General features: G+C 31.4%; 16 protein-coding genes. 9 read left to right on the top strand and 7 right to left on the bottom strand.

Features of this window, described 5'->3' with window-relative positions; genetic code table 11:
• Positions 1-2: 2 nt before the first annotated feature.
• The 3 genes from arsC to BFJ87_RS13430 all read left to right on the top strand — a co-directional run bounded on the left by arsC (position 3) and on the right by BFJ87_RS13430 (position 3,436).
• Positions 3-344 (top strand): arsenate reductase (glutaredoxin), encoded by a 342-nt coding sequence (gene arsC, locus BFJ87_RS13440; RefSeq protein WP_077405563.1) that lies wholly within the window; start codon positions 3-5, stop codon positions 342-344.
• A 108-nt stretch (positions 345-452) separates the two neighbouring features.
• Positions 453-926, top strand: coding sequence for a hypothetical protein (locus BFJ87_RS13435; RefSeq protein ID WP_077405560.1), 474 nt, complete (start codon positions 453-455; stop codon positions 924-926).
• Entirely contained in the window at positions 923-3,436 is a 2,514-nt protein-coding gene (locus BFJ87_RS13430) for a TonB-dependent receptor (RefSeq protein WP_077405557.1), read from the top strand. Before BFJ87_RS13435 ends, BFJ87_RS13430 begins: the two co-directional genes overlap by 4 nt.
• Positions 3,437-3,608: 172 nt before the next feature.
• Here BFJ87_RS13430 and BFJ87_RS16925 read toward each other — a convergent pair whose 3' ends face one another.
• Entirely contained in the window at positions 3,609-3,782 is a 174-nt protein-coding gene (locus BFJ87_RS16925) for a hypothetical protein (RefSeq protein WP_170854684.1), read from the bottom strand.
• Between the two features lie 267 nt (positions 3,783-4,049).
• On the opposite strand from BFJ87_RS16925, the gene BFJ87_RS13425 reads away from it, so the two are divergent.
• Positions 4,050-6,482 carry a TonB-dependent receptor gene (locus tag BFJ87_RS13425; protein WP_077405554.1) on the top strand — a complete coding sequence of 811 codons (2,433 nt, stop codon included), beginning with the start codon at positions 4,050-4,052 and terminating at the stop codon, positions 6,480-6,482.
• A 113-nt stretch (positions 6,483-6,595) separates the two neighbouring features.
• The gene (gene fumC / locus BFJ87_RS13420) at positions 6,596-7,993 is read left to right on the top strand and encodes a class II fumarate hydratase (RefSeq protein WP_077405551.1); all 1,398 of its coding nucleotides are present in this window, start codon (positions 6,596-6,598) and stop codon (positions 7,991-7,993) included.
• Between the two features lie 73 nt (positions 7,994-8,066).
• Here the strand turns inward: fumC and BFJ87_RS13415 are convergent, their stop codons facing one another.
• Complete coding sequence (locus tag BFJ87_RS13415; protein ID WP_077405548.1) at positions 8,067-8,954, bottom strand: hypothetical protein; 888 nt, start codon at positions 8,952-8,954, stop codon at positions 8,067-8,069.
• A gap of 166 nt (positions 8,955-9,120) precedes the next feature.
• Here BFJ87_RS13415 and BFJ87_RS16820 point away from each other — a divergent pair, with 166 nt between their 5' ends.
• Positions 9,121-9,588 (top strand): GNAT family N-acetyltransferase, encoded by a 468-nt coding sequence (locus BFJ87_RS16820; RefSeq protein WP_139344251.1) that lies wholly within the window; start codon positions 9,121-9,123, stop codon positions 9,586-9,588.
• A 6-nt stretch (positions 9,589-9,594) separates the two neighbouring features.
• Positions 9,595-10,371, top strand: coding sequence for an MBL fold metallo-hydrolase (locus BFJ87_RS16815; protein ID WP_139344250.1), 777 nt, complete (start codon positions 9,595-9,597; stop codon positions 10,369-10,371).
• Between the two features lie 63 nt (positions 10,372-10,434).
• Here the strand turns inward: BFJ87_RS16815 and ettA are convergent, their stop codons facing one another.
• The 3 genes from ettA to BFJ87_RS13400 all read right to left on the bottom strand — a co-directional run bounded on the left by ettA (position 10,435) and on the right by BFJ87_RS13400 (position 13,439).
• The gene (ettA, locus tag BFJ87_RS13405) at positions 10,435-12,126 is read right to left on the bottom strand and encodes an energy-dependent translational throttle protein EttA (RefSeq protein WP_077405545.1); all 1,692 of its coding nucleotides are present in this window, start codon (positions 12,124-12,126) and stop codon (positions 10,435-10,437) included.
• An 87-nt stretch (positions 12,127-12,213) separates the two neighbouring features.
• A complete protein-coding gene (locus BFJ87_RS16920; RefSeq protein WP_171974517.1) occupies positions 12,214-12,390 on the bottom strand; it encodes a CAL67264 family membrane protein in 177 nt (58 codons plus the stop codon).
• Between the two features lie 65 nt (positions 12,391-12,455).
• Positions 12,456-13,439: a Gfo/Idh/MocA family protein gene (locus tag BFJ87_RS13400; RefSeq protein WP_077405542.1), complete on the bottom strand. Its 984-nt coding sequence runs from the start codon at positions 13,437-13,439 to the stop codon at positions 12,456-12,458.
• A gap of 92 nt (positions 13,440-13,531) precedes the next feature.
• Here BFJ87_RS13400 and BFJ87_RS13395 point away from each other — a divergent pair, with 92 nt between their 5' ends.
• The gene (locus BFJ87_RS13395) at positions 13,532-15,160 is read left to right on the top strand and encodes an acyl-CoA carboxylase subunit beta (protein WP_077405538.1); all 1,629 of its coding nucleotides are present in this window, start codon (positions 13,532-13,534) and stop codon (positions 15,158-15,160) included.
• 16 nt (positions 15,161-15,176) lie between these two features.
• The gene (locus tag BFJ87_RS13390; RefSeq protein WP_077405535.1) at positions 15,177-16,451 is read left to right on the top strand and encodes an MFS transporter; all 1,275 of its coding nucleotides are present in this window, start codon (positions 15,177-15,179) and stop codon (positions 16,449-16,451) included.
• 31 nt (positions 16,452-16,482) lie between these two features.
• Here the strand turns inward: BFJ87_RS13390 and BFJ87_RS13385 are convergent, their stop codons facing one another.
• Both BFJ87_RS13385 and BFJ87_RS13380 read right to left on the bottom strand, forming a co-directional pair.
• The gene (locus BFJ87_RS13385; protein ID WP_077405532.1) at positions 16,483-18,573 is read right to left on the bottom strand and encodes a YfbK domain-containing protein; all 2,091 of its coding nucleotides are present in this window, start codon (positions 18,571-18,573) and stop codon (positions 16,483-16,485) included.
• Between the two features lie 5 nt (positions 18,574-18,578).
• Positions 18,579-19,175 (bottom strand): carboxypeptidase-like regulatory domain-containing protein, encoded by a 597-nt coding sequence (locus tag BFJ87_RS13380; protein WP_077405529.1) that lies wholly within the window; start codon positions 19,173-19,175, stop codon positions 18,579-18,581.
• Positions 19,176-19,230 lie beyond the last annotated feature (55 nt).

Below are 19,230 nucleotides of genomic sequence, written 5' to 3'. Positions count from 1 at the left end.
TAATGATAAAAATTTACCATAACAACAGATGTAGTAAATCTAGAGCAGGAGTAGCTTTTTTAGAAGAAACTGGTAAACCTTTTGAAATTGTAAAATATTTAGAAAATGTACCTACAAAACAAGAGCTACAAAACATTATTAGCCTTTTAGCTATAGATCCTATAGCTTTAGTACGTAAAAATGAGGCTATTTGGAAAGAGAACTACAAAGGCAAGCAACTATCTAATAATGAAATTATTGATGCTATGATTGCCAATCCTAAACTAATAGAAAGACCAATTGTTATTAACGGAAATAAAGCCGTTATTGGAAGACCTACTGAAGCAATAAAAACTGTAATTTAGGAACAGTTTAATTTTTGGCATTTTTATTGCTAAATTCTTTTAACAAATCTTTAACCAAACTAAATTAAACCTTCTTTAATTTTTAAACTCTTACTAATTCAGAAAGTTATGAAAACTAATAAAATATTTTTTTATGCAGCAGTAGTATTTGTATTCTCATTATCAACTGTAGAGGCACAGTATGGTTATGGTAACGGTTATAATAATGGCTACGGAAACGGCCGCGTTAGAAACCAAATGCCACAAACACAATCTAATGAAAAACCAGAACCGCTAACAGCAGAGGAAATTGTAGAGCTACAAATGCCTAAAATTTTAGAAGTTATAGATCTTAATAGTTTTGAAGAAGCAGTATTAAGCACAACATTAACCAAATACATTAAAAAGTATATGGAACTGCAAATTTTAAAGCTAGATGGTGAAAAAATGAAAGAAAGCATAGAAAAATTAAAAGAACAACAGACTGAAGAATTAAAAGCTGCTCTGCCAAAAGAAAAATATGAGGCTTATGTTGCTTTAGAAAAAGAAGGCTTTAAAAAAGCTAAAAAAAAGAAAAAGAAAAAAACTAAACAAAAAGAATGAAACAACTACTTTCCTTAGTACTGGTATTTGCAACTGTAATTACGTACGCTCAAGGTCCCAATGCTAAATCTACTAATCCTAAAAAAATTAAAATCACAGGTACTGTGGTTGATGATGAAACAGGAGATCCTTTAGAATATGCTACACTAGTATTACAAAGTGTTAAAGACCCATCTGTAGTTACAGGAGGAATAACAAACCAACAAGGGAAATTTGATGTTACTGCAGATGCAGGATTATACAATATTAAAGTAGAGTTCTTATCATATAAAACATATACTGTTAACAACCAAAACCTAAATAAATCTACAGATTTAGGTGTTATTAAATTAGCTTTAGACGTAGAACAGCTAGACGATGTTGTTTTAGTTGCAGAGAAAACCACCGTAGAACTTAGGTTAGATAAAAAAGTTTATAACGTAGGTAAAGATTTAACCGTAAAAGGAGGTTCTGTTACAGATGTTTTAAACAATGTGCCGTCTGTAGATGTAGACGTAGAGGGAGCTATTAGTTTACGAGGTAATGAAAGCGTTAAAATTTTAATTAACGGTAAGCCTTCTGCACTTTCTGGTTTAGACAATGCCGCTTTAAAATCTTTACCTGCAGATGCTATAGAAAAAGTAGAGGTTGTTACAAACCCATCTGCAAGGTATGATGCAGAAGGTACTGCTGGTATTTTAAATATCATTTTAAAGCAAAGTAAAACTGCTGGCCTAAACGGATCTGTATCTGCAACAGTTGGTGATCCAGAACAATACGCTGGTTCTGCTAATATCAACTTAAGAAGAGATAAATTTAACCTGTACACAAACTTAAGCTACAGAGACAGAACAGGACCTGGAAACGCCACTTTTGAAAATGAATACTTTAATGAAGATGGCACAACTGCAAGTTTTGAAAACGAATACAGAAATTATGACCGTAGCAGTAAAAACTACAATGCAAATGTTGGTTTTGAATATTTTATAGATGAAACTAGTAGTATAACAAACTCTGTATTATACAGAAACTCTAACGGTTTAGACAAAGCAGATGTTAACTTTTTTAATTTTGATGGTAATATGAACCCTACCATTGAAAGACAAAGAAATACAATAGAAGATGATGATGAAGAAACAGTACAATACTCTTTAAACTATGTTAAAAGGTTTAATGATGACGGTAATAAATTAACTATAGATTACCAATACTCTAGATCTAACGAATTAGAAAATGCTAGTATAGAAGAACTTGTAAGTGGTAATGCAAATAGTAGTCCTTTAGAGCGTACAATTTCTGATAACAAACAAATAGACCAATTAGTACAGGTAGACTATGTATTACCTTTTGGCAAAGATTTAGCCTCTCAGTTTGAAGCAGGTTATAGAGGTAACTTTAATTATTATAATACAGATTATGATTTTGGAGAAGAAGTTAATGGTAACTTTACTAGTAATCCAAATTTTAGTAACGAGCTTTTTTACAGAGAAAATATAAATGCTGCTTATGTACAATTAGGTACTAAATTTGATAAGTTTAGTTTACTTGGTGGCTTACGTATGGAATCTACAGATATAGAAATTGAACTAGCAGAAACAAATGAAATTAACACCAAAAATTACACCAACTGGTTCCCTTCTGTATTTTTAGGATATGAGTTATCAGAAATGGAACAATTTACACTTAGTTACAGTAAAAGACTTAGAAGACCACGTTCTAGGTTTATAAACCCTTTTCCTTCTAGGTCTAGTAACACAAACTTATTTTTTGGTAATCCAGATTTAGATCCAACTTTTACAGATGCGTATGATTTAGGTTATTTAAAAAGATGGGACAAAGTTTTGTTTAACATCTCTGGTTACTACAACCACTCAACAGGAGTTTTTCAGTTTGTTTCACAAGAAACAGGTGACTTTGTTAGTATAGAAGATCCTGCAAACCCAGGGAGTTCTGTAGAAATACCTGTACAAGCTAGAACACCAATTAACTTAGCTACCGAGACTAGATATGGTTTAGATATTACATCTACCTATACACCAATACGCAACTGGAGGTTTAGCTTAAACCTTAACTTATTTCAACAAAGCTTAGAAGGTGAACATACCTATACTAATTTCTTAAACGAAGAAATTACTCAAAATTTTGATGCTGATAACTTTAGCTGGTTTTCTAAATTTAGTGCAAAAATACCATTACCTGCAGAAATAGATTTTCAGACAAACTTAACCTATAGAGGTCCATCCAAAAATGCACAAACTGATACCAAAGGAATGTTTGGATCTGACTTAGCATTAAGTAAAGATATCTTAAAAGAAAAAGGAACCTTATCATTAAGTGTTAGCGATATTTTTAATTCCAGAAAAAGAAGATCTGAAAGTAGAACTGAAAATATTTTCTCAAACAGTGAGTTTCAGTGGAGAGAAAGAAGTGTAGCTTTAACTTTTACTTACAGATTTAATCAACAAAAAAACCAACGCAATAAAGGTGAAATGAGAGATGGCGGAGGTGATGAAATGGATATGCAAGGATAATAATACGGAATAAAATTATAAAAAAAGGGTGTTGTTTAAGTGAACAACACCCTTTTTAATTATTATAATAATTATTAACTACAAAGTTTTAGTATGTATATAATACAATTAAACATTTTAGTTAATAGTGAAGCACAAAAAAAGAGACTTAAATAAGTCTCTTTTTTGTTTTTTATTCTAAACGCTTTGCTTTTCTAGCTTCTCGTTTTTCTTTCAGAAATTCTATAAGTGATCCGCCCAACCAATAAGGTATAACAAATGTTAATAAAAATATCATTAGCCAAAATCCTATAGTAAGGATAGTTAAAAAAGCTAAAAAACCTAAATACTGGTCAAATTCAAACATAAGTAATTTATTTTAACGGTTACAAAGATACTTGTTAAGATGAATAGTACAAATCTAAATCAAAAAAAAATAATAATTATTTTAATATTTTTTTATATTTGTAGTATAAGACGTACTAATATTGCCATAAAATACCTGTAAGTAGCTTAAGTATTATTAACCGTTTTTAAACTAACAACTCAACTTAATAACCTACTTTATAATATGCTTAATAACACTTACCACACATTAGTCCTATTTGTTATAAATACAAAAGACTAATAAACAATGAAAAAAATATTCTTTCTATTCTTTGCCTTATCTACAGTTATTAATGCCCAGCAAAACCAAATAAATAATAGTAATAATACTGTAAAATTATCTGGTACAATTGTAGACTCTGAAACAAAAACTCCATTAGAATTTGCTACACTAATAATTGAAGATAAAAATAACTCTAATTATATTTCTGGTGGTATAAGTAATAAAAATGGTAAGTTTAGTATTGATGGTATACCATATGGAAATTACAATATAAAAATTGAGCATATTTCTTACAAAACTTACTATTTAAAGAATATAACATTAACAAAATCTAAGAATTTAGGACAAATAATGTTAAGCTTAGATGTAGAGGAACTAAACGAAGTTGAAATTATTGCTGAAAAAACAACCGTAGAATTAAGGTTAGATAAAAAAATATACAATGTTGGTAAAGATTTAACTTTAAATGGTGGTTCCGCTTCGGATGTTTTAAATAATATTCCTGCAGTAGCTGTAGACGCAGAAGGTACAATTAGCTTAAGAGGAAATAATAATGTAAAAATTTTAATTAATGGTAAACCCTCTACCCTATCTGGCATTAGTCCCGAAGCTTTAAAACAAATGCCTGTAAGCACCATACAAAAGGTAGAAGTTATAACAAACCCTTCATCAAAATACAGTTCTTCTGGTACAGCTGGCATATTAAACATAATACTACGAAAATCTAAAAAATCTGGATTAAACGGTTCTATAACTGCAACAGTTAAAGACCCGGAATATTATAAATTGGGAGTATCATTAGGTGTTAAAAAGAAATTATTTAATATTTTTTCTAATATAACTTATACAGACAGAGAAAGACCTGGCTATTCTTTATTTTACAATGATTTTTTTGACAATAACAACAACACTACTGGTTTTGAAAATGAATACAGATCTTTAGACCGCAATTACAAAAATTTATCTGTAAATGCCGGTATAGAACTATTGTTAAATAAAAATTCTAGTGTAACTAACTCGGTAGCATATAGCAAAGGATCTGGTTTAAACTACACAGCTATAGACTTAACTAACTTTAATACTACAAACAATACAACAATTAACAGAAATAGAGATACAGAAGAAGATAGCGACGAAGAAAGTATACGATACTCTTTAAATTACAAAAGAAAATTTAACTCTAAAGGTCATATTTTAACCGCAGACTATCAGTACTCTAGAAGTTTTGAGTTAGAAGACAGGGCTATTAATGAATTTATACTAGAAAATAACAGCACCAATCTATTTGATGAGGCCATAACAGACGACACACAAATAAGCCAACTTGCACAAATAGACTATACACTTCCATTTGGTAAAAATTACAATTCTAAAATAGAAGTTGGTTATAGAGGTGTTTATGACAATTATAATATAGACTATACAGAAGGATCTATAATTAATAATCTATTTATAAAAAACAACAATTACAGTAACAACCTAGTTTACAGTCAAGATGTTAATGCTGGTTATTTACAATTTTCACAAGGTTTTAATAAGTTTAATGCCTCATTAGGTATCCGAGTAGAACATACAAATTTGTCTATTTTACTTACTAATACAAATACTACAGACAATAAGTTGTACACCAATTGGTTTCCTTCAATGTTTTTAAGTTACGAGTTTAGTAATAAAGAAAAAATAAGTCTAAACTACAGTAAAAGAATTGATAGGCCTACGGCTGGGAATTTAAATCCTTTTCCTAATAGGGTTAGCAAAACCAATTTGTTTTATGGCAACCCAGATCTAGACCCAATGTTTACTAATTCTTTTGAGTTTAATTATATAAATAAGTGGAATAAAATAACTTTTAATTCTGCATTATTTTACTCTAAAACAGAAGATGTTATACACAATGTAGTTATAGAAACCGGAAATACTGAAACTGTGACTAGTACTAACGGTACAATATCTGCGCCAATAATAGCAAAAACAAAAAGAAACATTGCAGAAGAAGATAGATATGGCATAGACGCAACAGTAACGTATGTACCCTTAAAAAAATGGCGTTTATCTTTAAATATGTTTATGTATAACCAAAAATTAAATGGCAACTATAACTATACTAACAACAACAACCAAATAGTTAATGTAGACTTTAGTGCTAACCAGTTTAGGTGGACAGGGAGTGCTAGTGCTAAACTACCTCTTATTTACGATGTAAATTTTCAAACAAATTACTATTACATAGGGGCAAATACTAATTCCCAAACAAAAACAAAAGCATTAGATAGGTTAGATATTGCATTTAGTAAAAATTTATTAAAAAATAAAGTGGCAGTATCTATTGGTGTTACTGATATTTTTAATGCATACAAAAGATATTCTACTACTACCTTAAACAATTCTATCTCATACAACGAACTTCAATCAGACCAAAGAAACCTAAGAGCTACATTAACATATAAATTTAATTAACATTATTTTTAATTAAAGTTCATATTTGCTCCAAAATAAACTAAAATCATCAAATAAATAAGCATTAAAAATTTTCCAAATTCTTACCTTTGTGGCTATAAAAAATTAGTACAATGAGCTTTAGAATAGAAAAAGATACAATGGGCAAGGTAGAGGTACCTGCTGATAAATATTGGGGAGCACAAACAGAGCGCTCTAGAAACAATTTTAAAATTGGTCCTGCTGCATCTATGCCATTAGATATTGTTTATGGTTTTGCATATTTAAAAAAAGCAGCAGCTTACACCAATTGTGAGCTAGGTGTTTTATCTACAGAAAAAAGAGATTTAATTGCACAGGTTTGTGATGAAATTTTAGAAGGTAAACATAATGACCAGTTTCCGTTGGTTATATGGCAAACCGGCTCTGGCACACAGAGTAATATGAATGTAAATGAGGTTATTGCAAACAGAGCACATGAAATAGCCGGTAATGTTATTGGTGAAGGAGAAAAAACGATACAGCCTAATGATGATGTAAACAAATCACAATCATCTAACGATACCTTTCCTACAGGAATGCACATTGCCGCTTATAAAAAAATTACAGAAGTTACTATACCTGGAGTTAAACAACTAAGAGATACTTTAGAACAAAAATCTAAAGAATTTGCAAATGTTGTAAAAATTGGACGTACTCACCTTATGGATGCTACGCCTTTAACTTTAGGACAAGAGTTCTCTGGCTATGTTTCTCAATTAAATCACGGTTTAAAAGCATTAGAAAACACATTGCCACACTTAGCAGAGCTTGCTCTTGGTGGTACTGCTGTAGGTACAGGTTTAAACACACCTGCTGGTTATGATGTTCTAGTTGCTAAATACATAGCAGAATTTACAGGATTACCATTTATTACCGCTAAAAATAAATTTGAAGCATTGGCCGCACATGATGCTATAGTAGAAAGTCATGGTGCATTAAAACAACTAGCTGTTTCACTTAATAAAATTGCTAATGATATTAGAATGATGGCTTCTGGCCCACGTTCTGGTATTGGCGAAATTATTATTCCTGCAAACGAGCCTGGTAGTTCTATAATGCCAGGAAAAGTTAACCCTACACAAGCAGAAGCTATAACTATGGTTTGTGCACAAGTTATGGGTAATGATGTTGCTATAACTGTAGGTGGCACACAAGGTCATTATGAGCTTAATGTTTTTAAACCTATGATGGCTGCAAACATATTACAATCTGCGCAGTTAATTGGTGATGCCTGTGTTAGTTTTGATGTTAATTGTGCTGCTGGCATACAGCCAAACCACGATGTTATTAAAGAACTACTAAACAACTCTTTAATGCTAGTTACAGCTTTAAATACTAAAATAGGATACTATAAAGCTGCAGAGATTGCAAACACTGCTCATAAAAATGGCACTACATTAAAGGAAGAAGCTATTAACTTAGGCTATGTTACCGCAGAACAATATGATGAATGGGTTAAACCAGAAGAAATGGTAGGTTCCCTAAAATAAAAAACCGAACCATATAAATACAAAAAAGGTGCAATTTTTAATTGCACCTTTTTTTATAACTAAAAATAAAAGTTTATTTAAGTGTAAACTCACTTTTACCTAATATTTTTAATTTAGAATCATAAACAATAGCCATATAGTTTCCTTTTTGGAAATCACCAGTTGGCTTATTTACATAATCACAAATATCTAAAGTTCTGTTTTCGTAGTAAAAAGCAGTTGCTTTACTATAAGTTAAAGATGCACCGCCTTCGTTAGATTTAGTAGTTCCTTCACCTAAAACATTACCTTGAGGATCTAAAACTTCTAAATAAAACTCTCTATCACCAGCTTGCGCAATTGCATTGTCTGCAACAGTAAAACATATTTTAAGTTTGTCTGCTCTTCCCGCTCTAGTTGTAGAAACCAATTTACCACTACTACGCTCTTTTACTGCATCTACAGAGAACTTAGATAAATTTAAAGCAGAACCTTTTTCTACCGCATCTGCTAATTGAGTATTTTGTACAACTAAAGAATCATTAAAAACTGTTTGTCTAGATAATTCTTGATAAGTACTATCTCTTTCCATAGCTAACATAGTGTTAGATGTAGTTAAAGAGTCTACCTTTTTAAGTAAAAAAGCTCTTTCTTTCTTTAACAAATCAACCTGTCTTCTATACCTAGATAACGAAGAAATATCTGTTTTCATAGTTTTTACAGAGTCAATATATTTAGCAATTCTGTCTCTAGCTTCAACTAATTCTTCATTTGTAGCATTACTTTCCATAATAGCCTTGTCATACTCAGACTGTAAGCTAGTTAAATCATTAACTACATATTCTTTCTCTTGTGTTAAAACAGTTTTGGTTTTCTCTCTGTCTTTATACAAAGAAACTGTGTAGGCAATAGAAGCTAATAATCCTACTCCTAATAAAACAGCAAGTACCTTTAATCCTGTATTACTCTTTTTCTCACTCATAACAATACTATTAATTCAGTTTAATTTATTAACTTGACTAAGTTAATCTTTTGGTTCAAATTTATATACGTTTTGGTTTAACATTTAGATTATATGCACTTAAAAATTGGTTTAAGTCCAATATTAATCGTCTAACGGAAATAATTATCTAAAATTATAATTTATAATGAATAATTTAACATTTATTCCCTTTCTGCCAAAATACGCTAAAACCTTTAAAAATCTAAATTTAGAGTGGATAAAAAAGTATTTTGAAGTTGAAAAAAAAGATATAGAACTTTTAAACAACTGTGAAGAGAATATAATTAACAAAGGTGGATATATCTTTTTTGCTAAAATTGAGGATACCATTGTTGGCTGTGTAGCTTATATTAAAATTAAAGAAAACGTTTATGAATTAGGAAAAATGGCAGTAAGCGAAAACTACCAAGGTAAAAGAATTGGTCAAGAATTACTAAACTACGCCATTAACTTTGCCAAAGAAAAACAATGGGAGCAAGTTATTTTGTATTCTAGTGTTAAACTTACCAACGCTTTGCACATATATAAAAAGATAGGTTTTAAAGAAATACCATTAGAACCCAATGTTGTTTACAAAAGAAGTAGTATTAAAATGAGGCTAAATTTAAAATAAAAACCAATGAAAAAACTAATAACTATTGCTGTTTTCTGTTTATTTATAACTAGTTGTAAAAACAATAAAGAAACTAAGAATACCACAGAAGAAGAAACAAGTGAAATTGATAATCACTTTAATGTAACACCTATAGAGCACGCTACAGCTGTTTTTAAATGGGGAAACACTACTATTTATATAGATCCTGTAGGAGGTGCAAATATGTTTGATGGACAAGATGAACCAGATTTAATTTTGGTTACAGATATTCACGGAGATCATTTAAATGTTGAAACTTTAGAAGCTATTAACACTAATAAAACTACTATTGTAGCTCCACAAGCCGTTGCAGACAAACTTTCTGATAATTTAAAAACAAAGCTTACAGTACTAAACAATGACGAATCTGTAGATTTTTTAGATATTAAAATTACAGCAATACCAATGTATAATTTAAGGGAAGAAGCTGTTAAATTTCATAGCAAAGGACGTGGAAATGGCTACCTAATAGAAAAAGCTGGTGAGCGCGTTTACTTTTCTGGAGATACAGAAGATATACCAGAAATGCGTGCTTTACAAGATATTGACAAAGCATTTATTTGTATGAATTTGCCATATACAATGACAGTTAATAGTGCTGCCAGTGCAGTATTAGAGTTTAAACCAAAACAAGTATACCCATACCACTATCGTGGCAAACCCGATGTTAGTGATATTGCTAAATTTAAACAATTGGTAAACGAAGGTAATAAAGACATTAAAGTTGTACAATTAGATTGGTACCCTAACGAGTCATACTAAAGAAAATAAAAAACTCCTTAAATAACTTTAAGGAGTTTTTTATTTTCAATTAATTAAATACAATTACCTAATTAATTTTTTATACTTAATACGTTTTGGCATTAAATCTCCGCCCAAACGTTTCTTCTTATTTTCTTCATAATCAGAGAAAGATCCTTCAAAGAAATAAACTTGCGAGTCTCCTTCAAAAGCTAATATATGTGTACAAATACGATCTAAAAACCATCTATCGTGAGAAATAACAACAGCACATCCTGCAAAGTTATCTAAACCTTCTTCTAAGGCACGTAAAGTATTTACATCCAAATCGTTTGTAGGCTCATCTAAAAGTAAAACGTTACCTTCTTCTTTTAACGTCATTGCTAAATGCAAACGGTTACGCTCACCACCAGATAACATACTTACTTTTTTATTTTGCTCACTTCCAGAAAAATTAAATCTACTTAAATAAGCTCTAGAATTTACTTGCTTACCACCCATCATTACCAATTCTTGCTCATCACTAAAGTTTTGCCAAATTGTTTTTTCTGGGTCAATGTTAGAGTGACTTTGGTCTACATAGGCAATTTTAGCAGTTTCACCAACACTAAATTCTCCTTTATCTGGAGTTTCTTCACCCATTATCATTCTAAAAATTGTGGTTTTACCAGCACCATTAGGGCCAATAATACCCACTATACCTGCTTGTGGTAATTTAAAGTTTAAATCTTCATAAAGTAATTTATCATCAAAAGCTTTACTAACTCCTTTAGCCTCTATAACATTTGTTCCTAAACGCGGACCATTAGGTATGTAAATTTCTAATTTTTCGTCAAGTTGCTTTTGATCTTGACTCATTAATTTATCATAGTTTTTTAAACGAGCTTTTTGTTTTGTTTGTCTTCCCTTAGGACCCTGGCGCACCCATTCTAACTCTCGTTCTAATGTTTTTTGACGCTTAGACGCTGTTTTACTTTCGTCTGCCATACGTTTAGATTTTTGGTCTAACCAGCTAGAGTAGTTTCCTTTCCAAGGAATACCTTCACCTCTATCTAGCTCTAAAATCCAACCCGCTACATTATCTAAAAAGTATCTATCATGCGTTACAGCAATAACAGTACCTTTATATTGTGCTAAATGGTGCTCTAACCAGTGCACAGATTCTGCATCTAAGTGGTTAGTAGGTTCATCTAAAAGCAAAATTTCTGGTTCTTGTAATAACAGTCTACATAAAGCAACTCTTCTGCGCTCACCTCCAGACAATACACTAATCTTTTTGTCACCATCTGGAGTACGCAATGCATCCATAGCAATTTCTAATTTAGTGTCTAACTCCCAAGCATTACTGGCATCAATTTGGTCTTGTAATACTGCTTGTCTAGCCATTAACTTATCCATTTTATCTGCATCAGAATACACTTCTTCTAAGCCAAACATATCGTTTATCTTGTTGTACTCATCTAAAATGGCTACAGTTTCTGCAACGCCTTCTTTAACTATTTCTAAAACTGTTTTATCATCATCTAACTTAGGTTCTTGTTCCAAGTAACCAACTTTATAACCTGGAGAAAAAACAACATCTCCTTGGTAATTTTTATCTAAACCTGCTATAATTTTTAATAAGGTAGATTTACCAGATCCGTTAAGACCTAGAATACCAATTTTTGCACCGTAAAAGAAACTTAGGTATATATTTTTTAATACTGGAGTGTTAGCCGTTTTAAAGGTTTTAGAAACTCCAGACATTGAAAAAATGACTTTTATATCGTCTGACATATCTTGTATTATTAGTTGTTATTAATTGAATTAAAAAAAGGCAAAACAGTACATAACTATACCATTTTGCCCACATATATTTTATTTTTACACTCTACCTTTAAGTGCATTAAAAACCCACGCAATAGCAAAAAAGCCAATTCCTACGGCTGCAAATCCCCATCCGGCAACATCATCATATCTAAATGCACCAAGTGCAATTAGTGATAAGCCCACAAGTATCATAATAAATGTAGCCCAAGCTAAAACTGTATTTTTATTCATCTTTAATTATTGTTGGTTTATTAGATGCCAAATATCGTAATTTTAAAGGTAAAATACCTAATAAATTAAGCTTCAAAAGGAAAAACTATACCTGTTTGATCTCTAATTTGATCTAATAATTGTATTAAATCTAAACTATTTTTATGAGACCATAGGTTACTTTGTATTTGGTTGTTAGCAATGCATTTGTGCACTTCTTCTATTTCATACGTATAACCAATACCTAGTTTAGGAGTTTTGTAATACTTCTTTTCCCGGTTTTTTTCAATGTAATACCCATCTGCTTCATGCCATCTGGTTTCTAACTTTAATAACCCTTGTTCTCCTACTATTTCAGAGCTGGTTTCTGTATTGGCCATTAAACCACTGTACAAATGTGCCTGTGCATTATTATATTTAAAAATAATAGAAATCTGCTTTTCTATTCCGGTTTTATAAAAATTAGCAGTTGCTAATATTTCATTTGGCTTTCCTAACAAAAGGTAAGATAAAAATACAGGATAAATTCCTATATCTAACAAAGAGCCACCTGCTAAGTTTGGGTTTAAAAGTCTGCTCTCTTCTGCCCTATTTAAACCATAAAAAGCAAAATCGGACTTAATATAACTTATAGTTCCCAACTCATTAGCATTTACAATTTGCTTTACTTTTTGTATTGATGGTAAAAACCTACTCCACAAAGCTTCCATTAAAAAAACATTGTTTTTAATAGATGCAGCAATCATACTTTGCACTTGCTCTTTGTTAACTCCCATAGGTTTTTCACACAAAACGTGCTTGCCACTGTCCATAGCTTGTAAACTTAAATTTTTGTGCAACGTATGTGGAGTAGCTATGTAAACAACATCTACATCTATACAATTAAATAAATCTTGGGCATTGGTATATCTATTTTTTACATTATGTTTGTCTGCAAACGTATTTGCTTTTTCCTCACTTCTAGAAGATACCGAGACTAAATTTGCATTTGTAACTAAAGCCAAATCTGTAGCAAACTTATCTGCAATATTTCCTAAACCAACTATACCCCAACCTATTTTTTTGCTCATCAATCAACTATTTTTTTAAACTTTTATCAAAGTTAATCAATATCATATATATTATTCCGCTTATCTTTATGGTCTAAAGCAATTTTTACATAATGGATATAAATTTCAATAAGAACGAAGATCACAACAAGCTCCTTTTATCAGATTTAAAACATAAACTGACCAAAGTAAAGTTGGGTGGTGGCAAAAGTAAAATTGAAAAACAACATGCTAAAGGTAAAATGACAGCCAGAGAGCGTATAGATTATCTTTTAGATAGCAACACAGACGCTATAGAAATAGCTGCTTTTGCAGGTGAGGGTATGTACAAAGAACACGGCGGATGCCCATCTGGTGGTGTTGTTGTAAAAATAGGGTACGTACAAGGTAAACAATGTATTGTTGTTGCTAATGATGCTACTGTTAAAGCTGGTGCTTGGTTTCCTATAACTGGCAAGAAAAACTTAAGAGCGCAAGAAATTGCCATAGAAAATAAATTACCAATAATTTATTTGGTAGACAGTGCTGGTGTTTATTTACCAATGCAAGATGAAATTTTTCCTGACAAAGAGCATTTTGGACGTATTTTTAGAAATAATGCGGTAATGAGTAGTATGGGAATTACCCAAATATCTGCAATTATGGGAAGTTGTGTTGCAGGTGGTGCTTATTTACCAATTATGAGTGATGAAGCTTTAATTGTAGATAAAACAGCTAGTATATTTTTAGCGGGAAGTTACCTTGTTAAAGCTGCTATTGGAGAAAGCATTGATAATGAAACATTAGGTGGCGCTACTACACACTGCGAAATATCTGGTGTTACTGATTACAAAGCCAAAGATGACGCAGATGCTTTGGATAAAATAAAAAAAATAGTAGCTAAAATTGGTGATTTTGACAAGGCTGGCTTTAACAGAATTGAACCTAAAAAACCAAAATTAGACCCTAAAGATATTTACGGTATTCTACCAAAATCTAGAAGCGACCAGTATGATATGCTTGAGATTATTAAGCGTTTGGTTGATGATTCTGAGTTTGAAGAATACAAAGAAGGTTACGGCAAGACTATAATTACAGGTTATGCTCGTATAAATGGTTGGGCTGTTGGTATAGTTGCCAACCAACGAAAGTTGGTGAAAACCAAAAAAGGAGAAATGCAATTTGGAGGTGTTATTTACAATGACAGTGCAGATAAGTCTACCCGTTTTATAGCAAATTGCAACCAAAAGAAAATACCGCTTGTATTTTTACAAGATGTTACTGGCTTTATGGTAGGTAGTAAAAGTGAACATAGTGGTATTATTAAAGATGGTGCTAAAATGGTAAACGCCGTTAGTAACTCTGTTGTCCCTAAATTTACAATTGTTATTGGCAACAGTTATGGTGCTGGTAATTATGCTATGTGTGGTAAAGCATACGATCCTAGATTAATTGCTGCTTGGCCAAGTGCAGAACTTGCGGTAATGAGTGGTAATTCTGCTGCAAAGGTTTTAATGCAGATTGAGAAAGCTTCATTACTTAAAAAAGGAGAAGAAATAGACGAGAAAAAAGAAAAAGAATTGTTTAATAAGGTAAAAGCAAGGTATGATGAGCAAATTTCTCCTTATTATGCAGCTTCTCGCATTTGGACAGATGGTGTTATAGACCCACTAGATACAAGAAAATGGATATCTATGGGGATAGAAGCTGCCAATCACGCGCCTATTGAAAAGCCTTTTAACTTAGGAGTAATACAGGTTTAATTTTATACTTAAATTTATCGATACCAAAAAAAAATACAACTGGCTATATCTGCTTCTTCTAATTTTATCTGGAGAAGCAGTTTTTATATTACCATTTGTTTTAGCTAGAGTATTTAGACCTACAGTTTTAGAGGTATTTAACCTAACAAACTTAGAACTAGGAACTTGTTTTTCCGTTTATGGTTTTGTTGCAATGGCTTCTTATTTACTAGGCGGACCTATTGCAGATAAATTTCCGCCAAGAAAACTAATTGCAATAGCATTGTTTGCTACAGCCTTAGGCGGGTTAGTACTTGCAAGTAACCCAACTTACTTAGTACTTAAAATACTTTATGGTTACTGGGGGTTTACAACCATTTTTTTGTTTTGGGCTCCTATGATAAAAGCTACGCGTGTGTGGGGCGGAAACCAATCTCAAGGTAAAGCATTTGGGTTTTTAGATGGTGGCAGAGGTTTAGTAGGTGCTGGTTTTGGAGCTTTAGGTGTTTTTATATTTTCATTATTTATAATTGGTTCTGTAGAAACTTCAGGTTTAGCAAATAGAGCAGAGGCTTTTAATTATATTATTTGGGTAACATCTTTTATAATTATTGTAATTGGAATTATTGTTTGGTTCTTTTTAAAATCTAAAGAAATTAAAGAAGAAGAAATACAGCTACAATCTATTTCTACACACCAAATAAAAACAGTTTTAAAAATACCATCTGTTTGGTTATTAATGGTAATTATTTTGTGTGCTTATGTTGGCTATAAAATTACAGATGTTTTCTCGCTCTACGCTAAAGAAGTTATGTTGTATAATGAAGTAAAGTCGGCTAAAATTGGTACACTTTTACTATTTATTAGGCCAGTTATTGGTATAATAATAGGTTTTATAGCAGATAAAAGTAAAACTACACTTTGGCTCATTAATAGTTTTATACTTAGTATTTTTGGCGCTTTGTTATTTGCATCGGGGATAATTACCCCTAACAGCACTACACTATTTATTGTATCTGTTTTGGTAACAGTAACGGGAGTTTATGCTGTACGCTCTCTGTATTTTGCTACAATGCAAGATGGGCAAATACCTTTAGTCTTAACTGGCACAGCAGTAGGTTTAATTTCTATTATTGGTTACACACCAGACATTTTTGCAGGGCCATTAATGGGTATATTATTAGATAATTCTCCTGGAGAATTAGGGCACCAACACGTGTTTATTATGCTCACTGTTTTCTCTATAATAGGTTTATTAGCTTCTGTTTGGTTTTACAAATTACAATATAAAAAAAGTGCTAACCATAATTAGTCAGCCTTTTTAAAAACACAACCACTTTTAATTACAATTCCTTATCAGATGCTTTTACCAAACGTATAAATTCGGCTCTGTATCCTTGTTTATCTTCACCTCTACCCTGTTCTGCTAGCTTAATTACAGTTGTTAAATTAGCATTATTTGTAAACTGAGATTTACGTAATTTAAGTCCAAACAACGCTACTGCAGAAGCAAATTTAAAATCTGCAGACATTTCTAATTCTTCATTTTTTTGAATGTGAACCATTTCTACACTTGTTTCTGAATCTGGTTTTTTATATCTAAACTTAACCGTAAACAACTCATCAGAAAAACTATCTAGTTCTTCACTACTTGTATATTTTAAATCTGGTACATCTTTTACATAATCACTTTTAATACCAATAGGAACTATTTCGTAGAGTGCAGTAACTTTATGTCCGCTTCCTAATTCACCTGCGTCCTTGGTATCATCTATAAAATCTTCATCTGCCAAAAGTCTATTTTCATAACCTATTAAACGATAAGCTTGTACTTTAGCAGGGTTAAATTCAACTTGAATTTTTACATCTTTAGCAATAGTATATAATGTACCTCCAAACTCCTTACCAAATACTTTTTGTGCCTCTTGCATAGTATCTATATAAGCGTGGTTGCCATTACCTTTATCTGCAAGAGTTTCTAACTTAGAGTCTTTGTAATTACCCATACCAAAACCAAGTACAGATAAAAACACACCAGATGTTCTTTTTTCCTCTATTAGTTTTTCCATATCGCTGTTACTAGACGCACCAACATTAAAATCGCCATCAGTAGCAAGTATTACTCTGTTATTTCCGTTCTTTTTAAAATTTTTCTCTGCTAATTTATACGCCAATTGAATTCCTTGTCCGCCTGCTGTAGAGCCACCAGCTTCTAATTTTTGCAATGCATTTATTATCTTTTCTTTTTGATTTCCATTTGTTGGCTCTAAAACAACGCCTGCGGCACCAGCATAAACAACAATAGCAACTTTGTCTTTTTCTCTAAGTTGTTGCACTAATAATTTAAAAGCAGATACTAAAAGAGGCAACTTGTTATGATCTTCCATAGAGCCAGAAACATCTATTAAAAAAGTCAAATTAGAGGCTGGCAATTCCTCATTTAAATATTCTTTTCCTTGTAAACCTATACGAACCAATTGTGTTTGTGTATTCCAAGGCGTTTTAGCTACATCTGTAGATATAGAAAATGGATGTTCATCTATTGGTTGCGGATAATCATAATCAAAATAATTTACCATTTCTTCAATTTTAACAGCATCATAAGGTATATTATCTCCGTTATTTATCATTCTTCTTACGTTGCTATAACCAGCCTTATCAACATCTATAGAAAAAGTAGAAAGTGGAGATAGCTTAGCCTTTTTGAACTGATTTTCGGATAATTTAGCATATTCTTCATCATAATTAATTGTACTAGTATATCCTTTTGTTGTAATAATTACGCATCCATTTTTACCTGCTTCACCAAACAAAACACTTGCCTTAGGAGATTTAAAAACCTCCATAGATTTAATTTTTGATGGTTTAATTTTATAAATAGCTCTATTACCCTCTTTTGCAGGAACTCCATTAACAATATACAATGGCTCATTATTTGCATTGATTGAAGATACTCCTCTGATTTTTATTGGTTTACCTGTTTTTTTTATCCCTTTTGTAACCTGTACACCTGCAACATTACCTGCTAATTGGCTAGAAATGTTGTTTTGTATTTTTTCTCTCTTTGTTACCTTTCTAACATTACTACCTGTATATGATTTTCTTGAAGTAGTGCCATATGCCATAACAACAACTTCGTCTAAAGTTGCACTATCTTCTTCTAATACCACATCAATTTTAAGATTATCTTTTACTACAACCTCTTTATATTTGTAACCTATGTAAGTATATGCTAACGTATCTCCTTTGCTAGCTTTTATAGTATATAAGCCATCAAAATCTGTGGTAGTGCCATATTTTGCTCTTTTACTGATAATATTTACTCCTGGTAAAGGACCAGTAGCATCTGTAACTGTACCCGTAATTGTTTGTTCTTGTGCGTTTGCTTGTATGTTACATACAATTATGCAAAGTATAAATAATAGATTTTTCATAAGGTTTAGTTTCTTTTGGTTAGTAAATAATTAGAAGCCGCAACAGAATTAGCAACATACACTTTTTCTATATCTAAAGGATTTATAGTTTGTAAAATTGAAGTATCTGTGTAGCGTACACCGTCTATAATAACAATGGTATTGCTATCACCACGCATTGTAATTGTTGGTGTATTGTTAAGTTGAGTATTACTTATTTGTACACCTGGTACCTTTGACCTAATTGTATTGTACAAATCTTGCTGCGTATTAATATTTTCTGATCCAAACTCATAGATGTTGAATGGAAGATTATCTGATAGTTTTGGAAAGCAAATTGTATAATCTTCCTGTAGGTTTACTGTTAACTTTATTTTTTTCTGTTTAATTTCTTTAGGTTTATAACCTAAACAGGTAAAGACAAGTTTATCATTTTTCTTAGACTTTATTGAAAAATGACCATTAAAATCTGTTAATACGCCTTTGTTTGCTCCTTTAACAACAACATTTACTCCTGGCAAAGGGTTGTTATCACACATTACAGTTCCCGTAACTGTTTTTGTCTGAGCACTTAATTCTGTGCTACAAAAAATAATACATAGGGCTATTAAAAAGTTTTTCATAATGACTAGTTTATAAGTTTAAAACAAACCTACAATAGAGTCATTAGTAGAAAAA

This window comes from Cellulophaga omnivescoria, assembly GCF_001999725.1.
Lineage (GTDB): Bacteria > Bacteroidota > Bacteroidia > Flavobacteriales > Flavobacteriaceae > Cellulophaga > Cellulophaga omnivescoria.
Note: the sequence above shows the minus strand (reverse complement) of the source record. Positions and strands in the feature narration are given on the sequence as shown.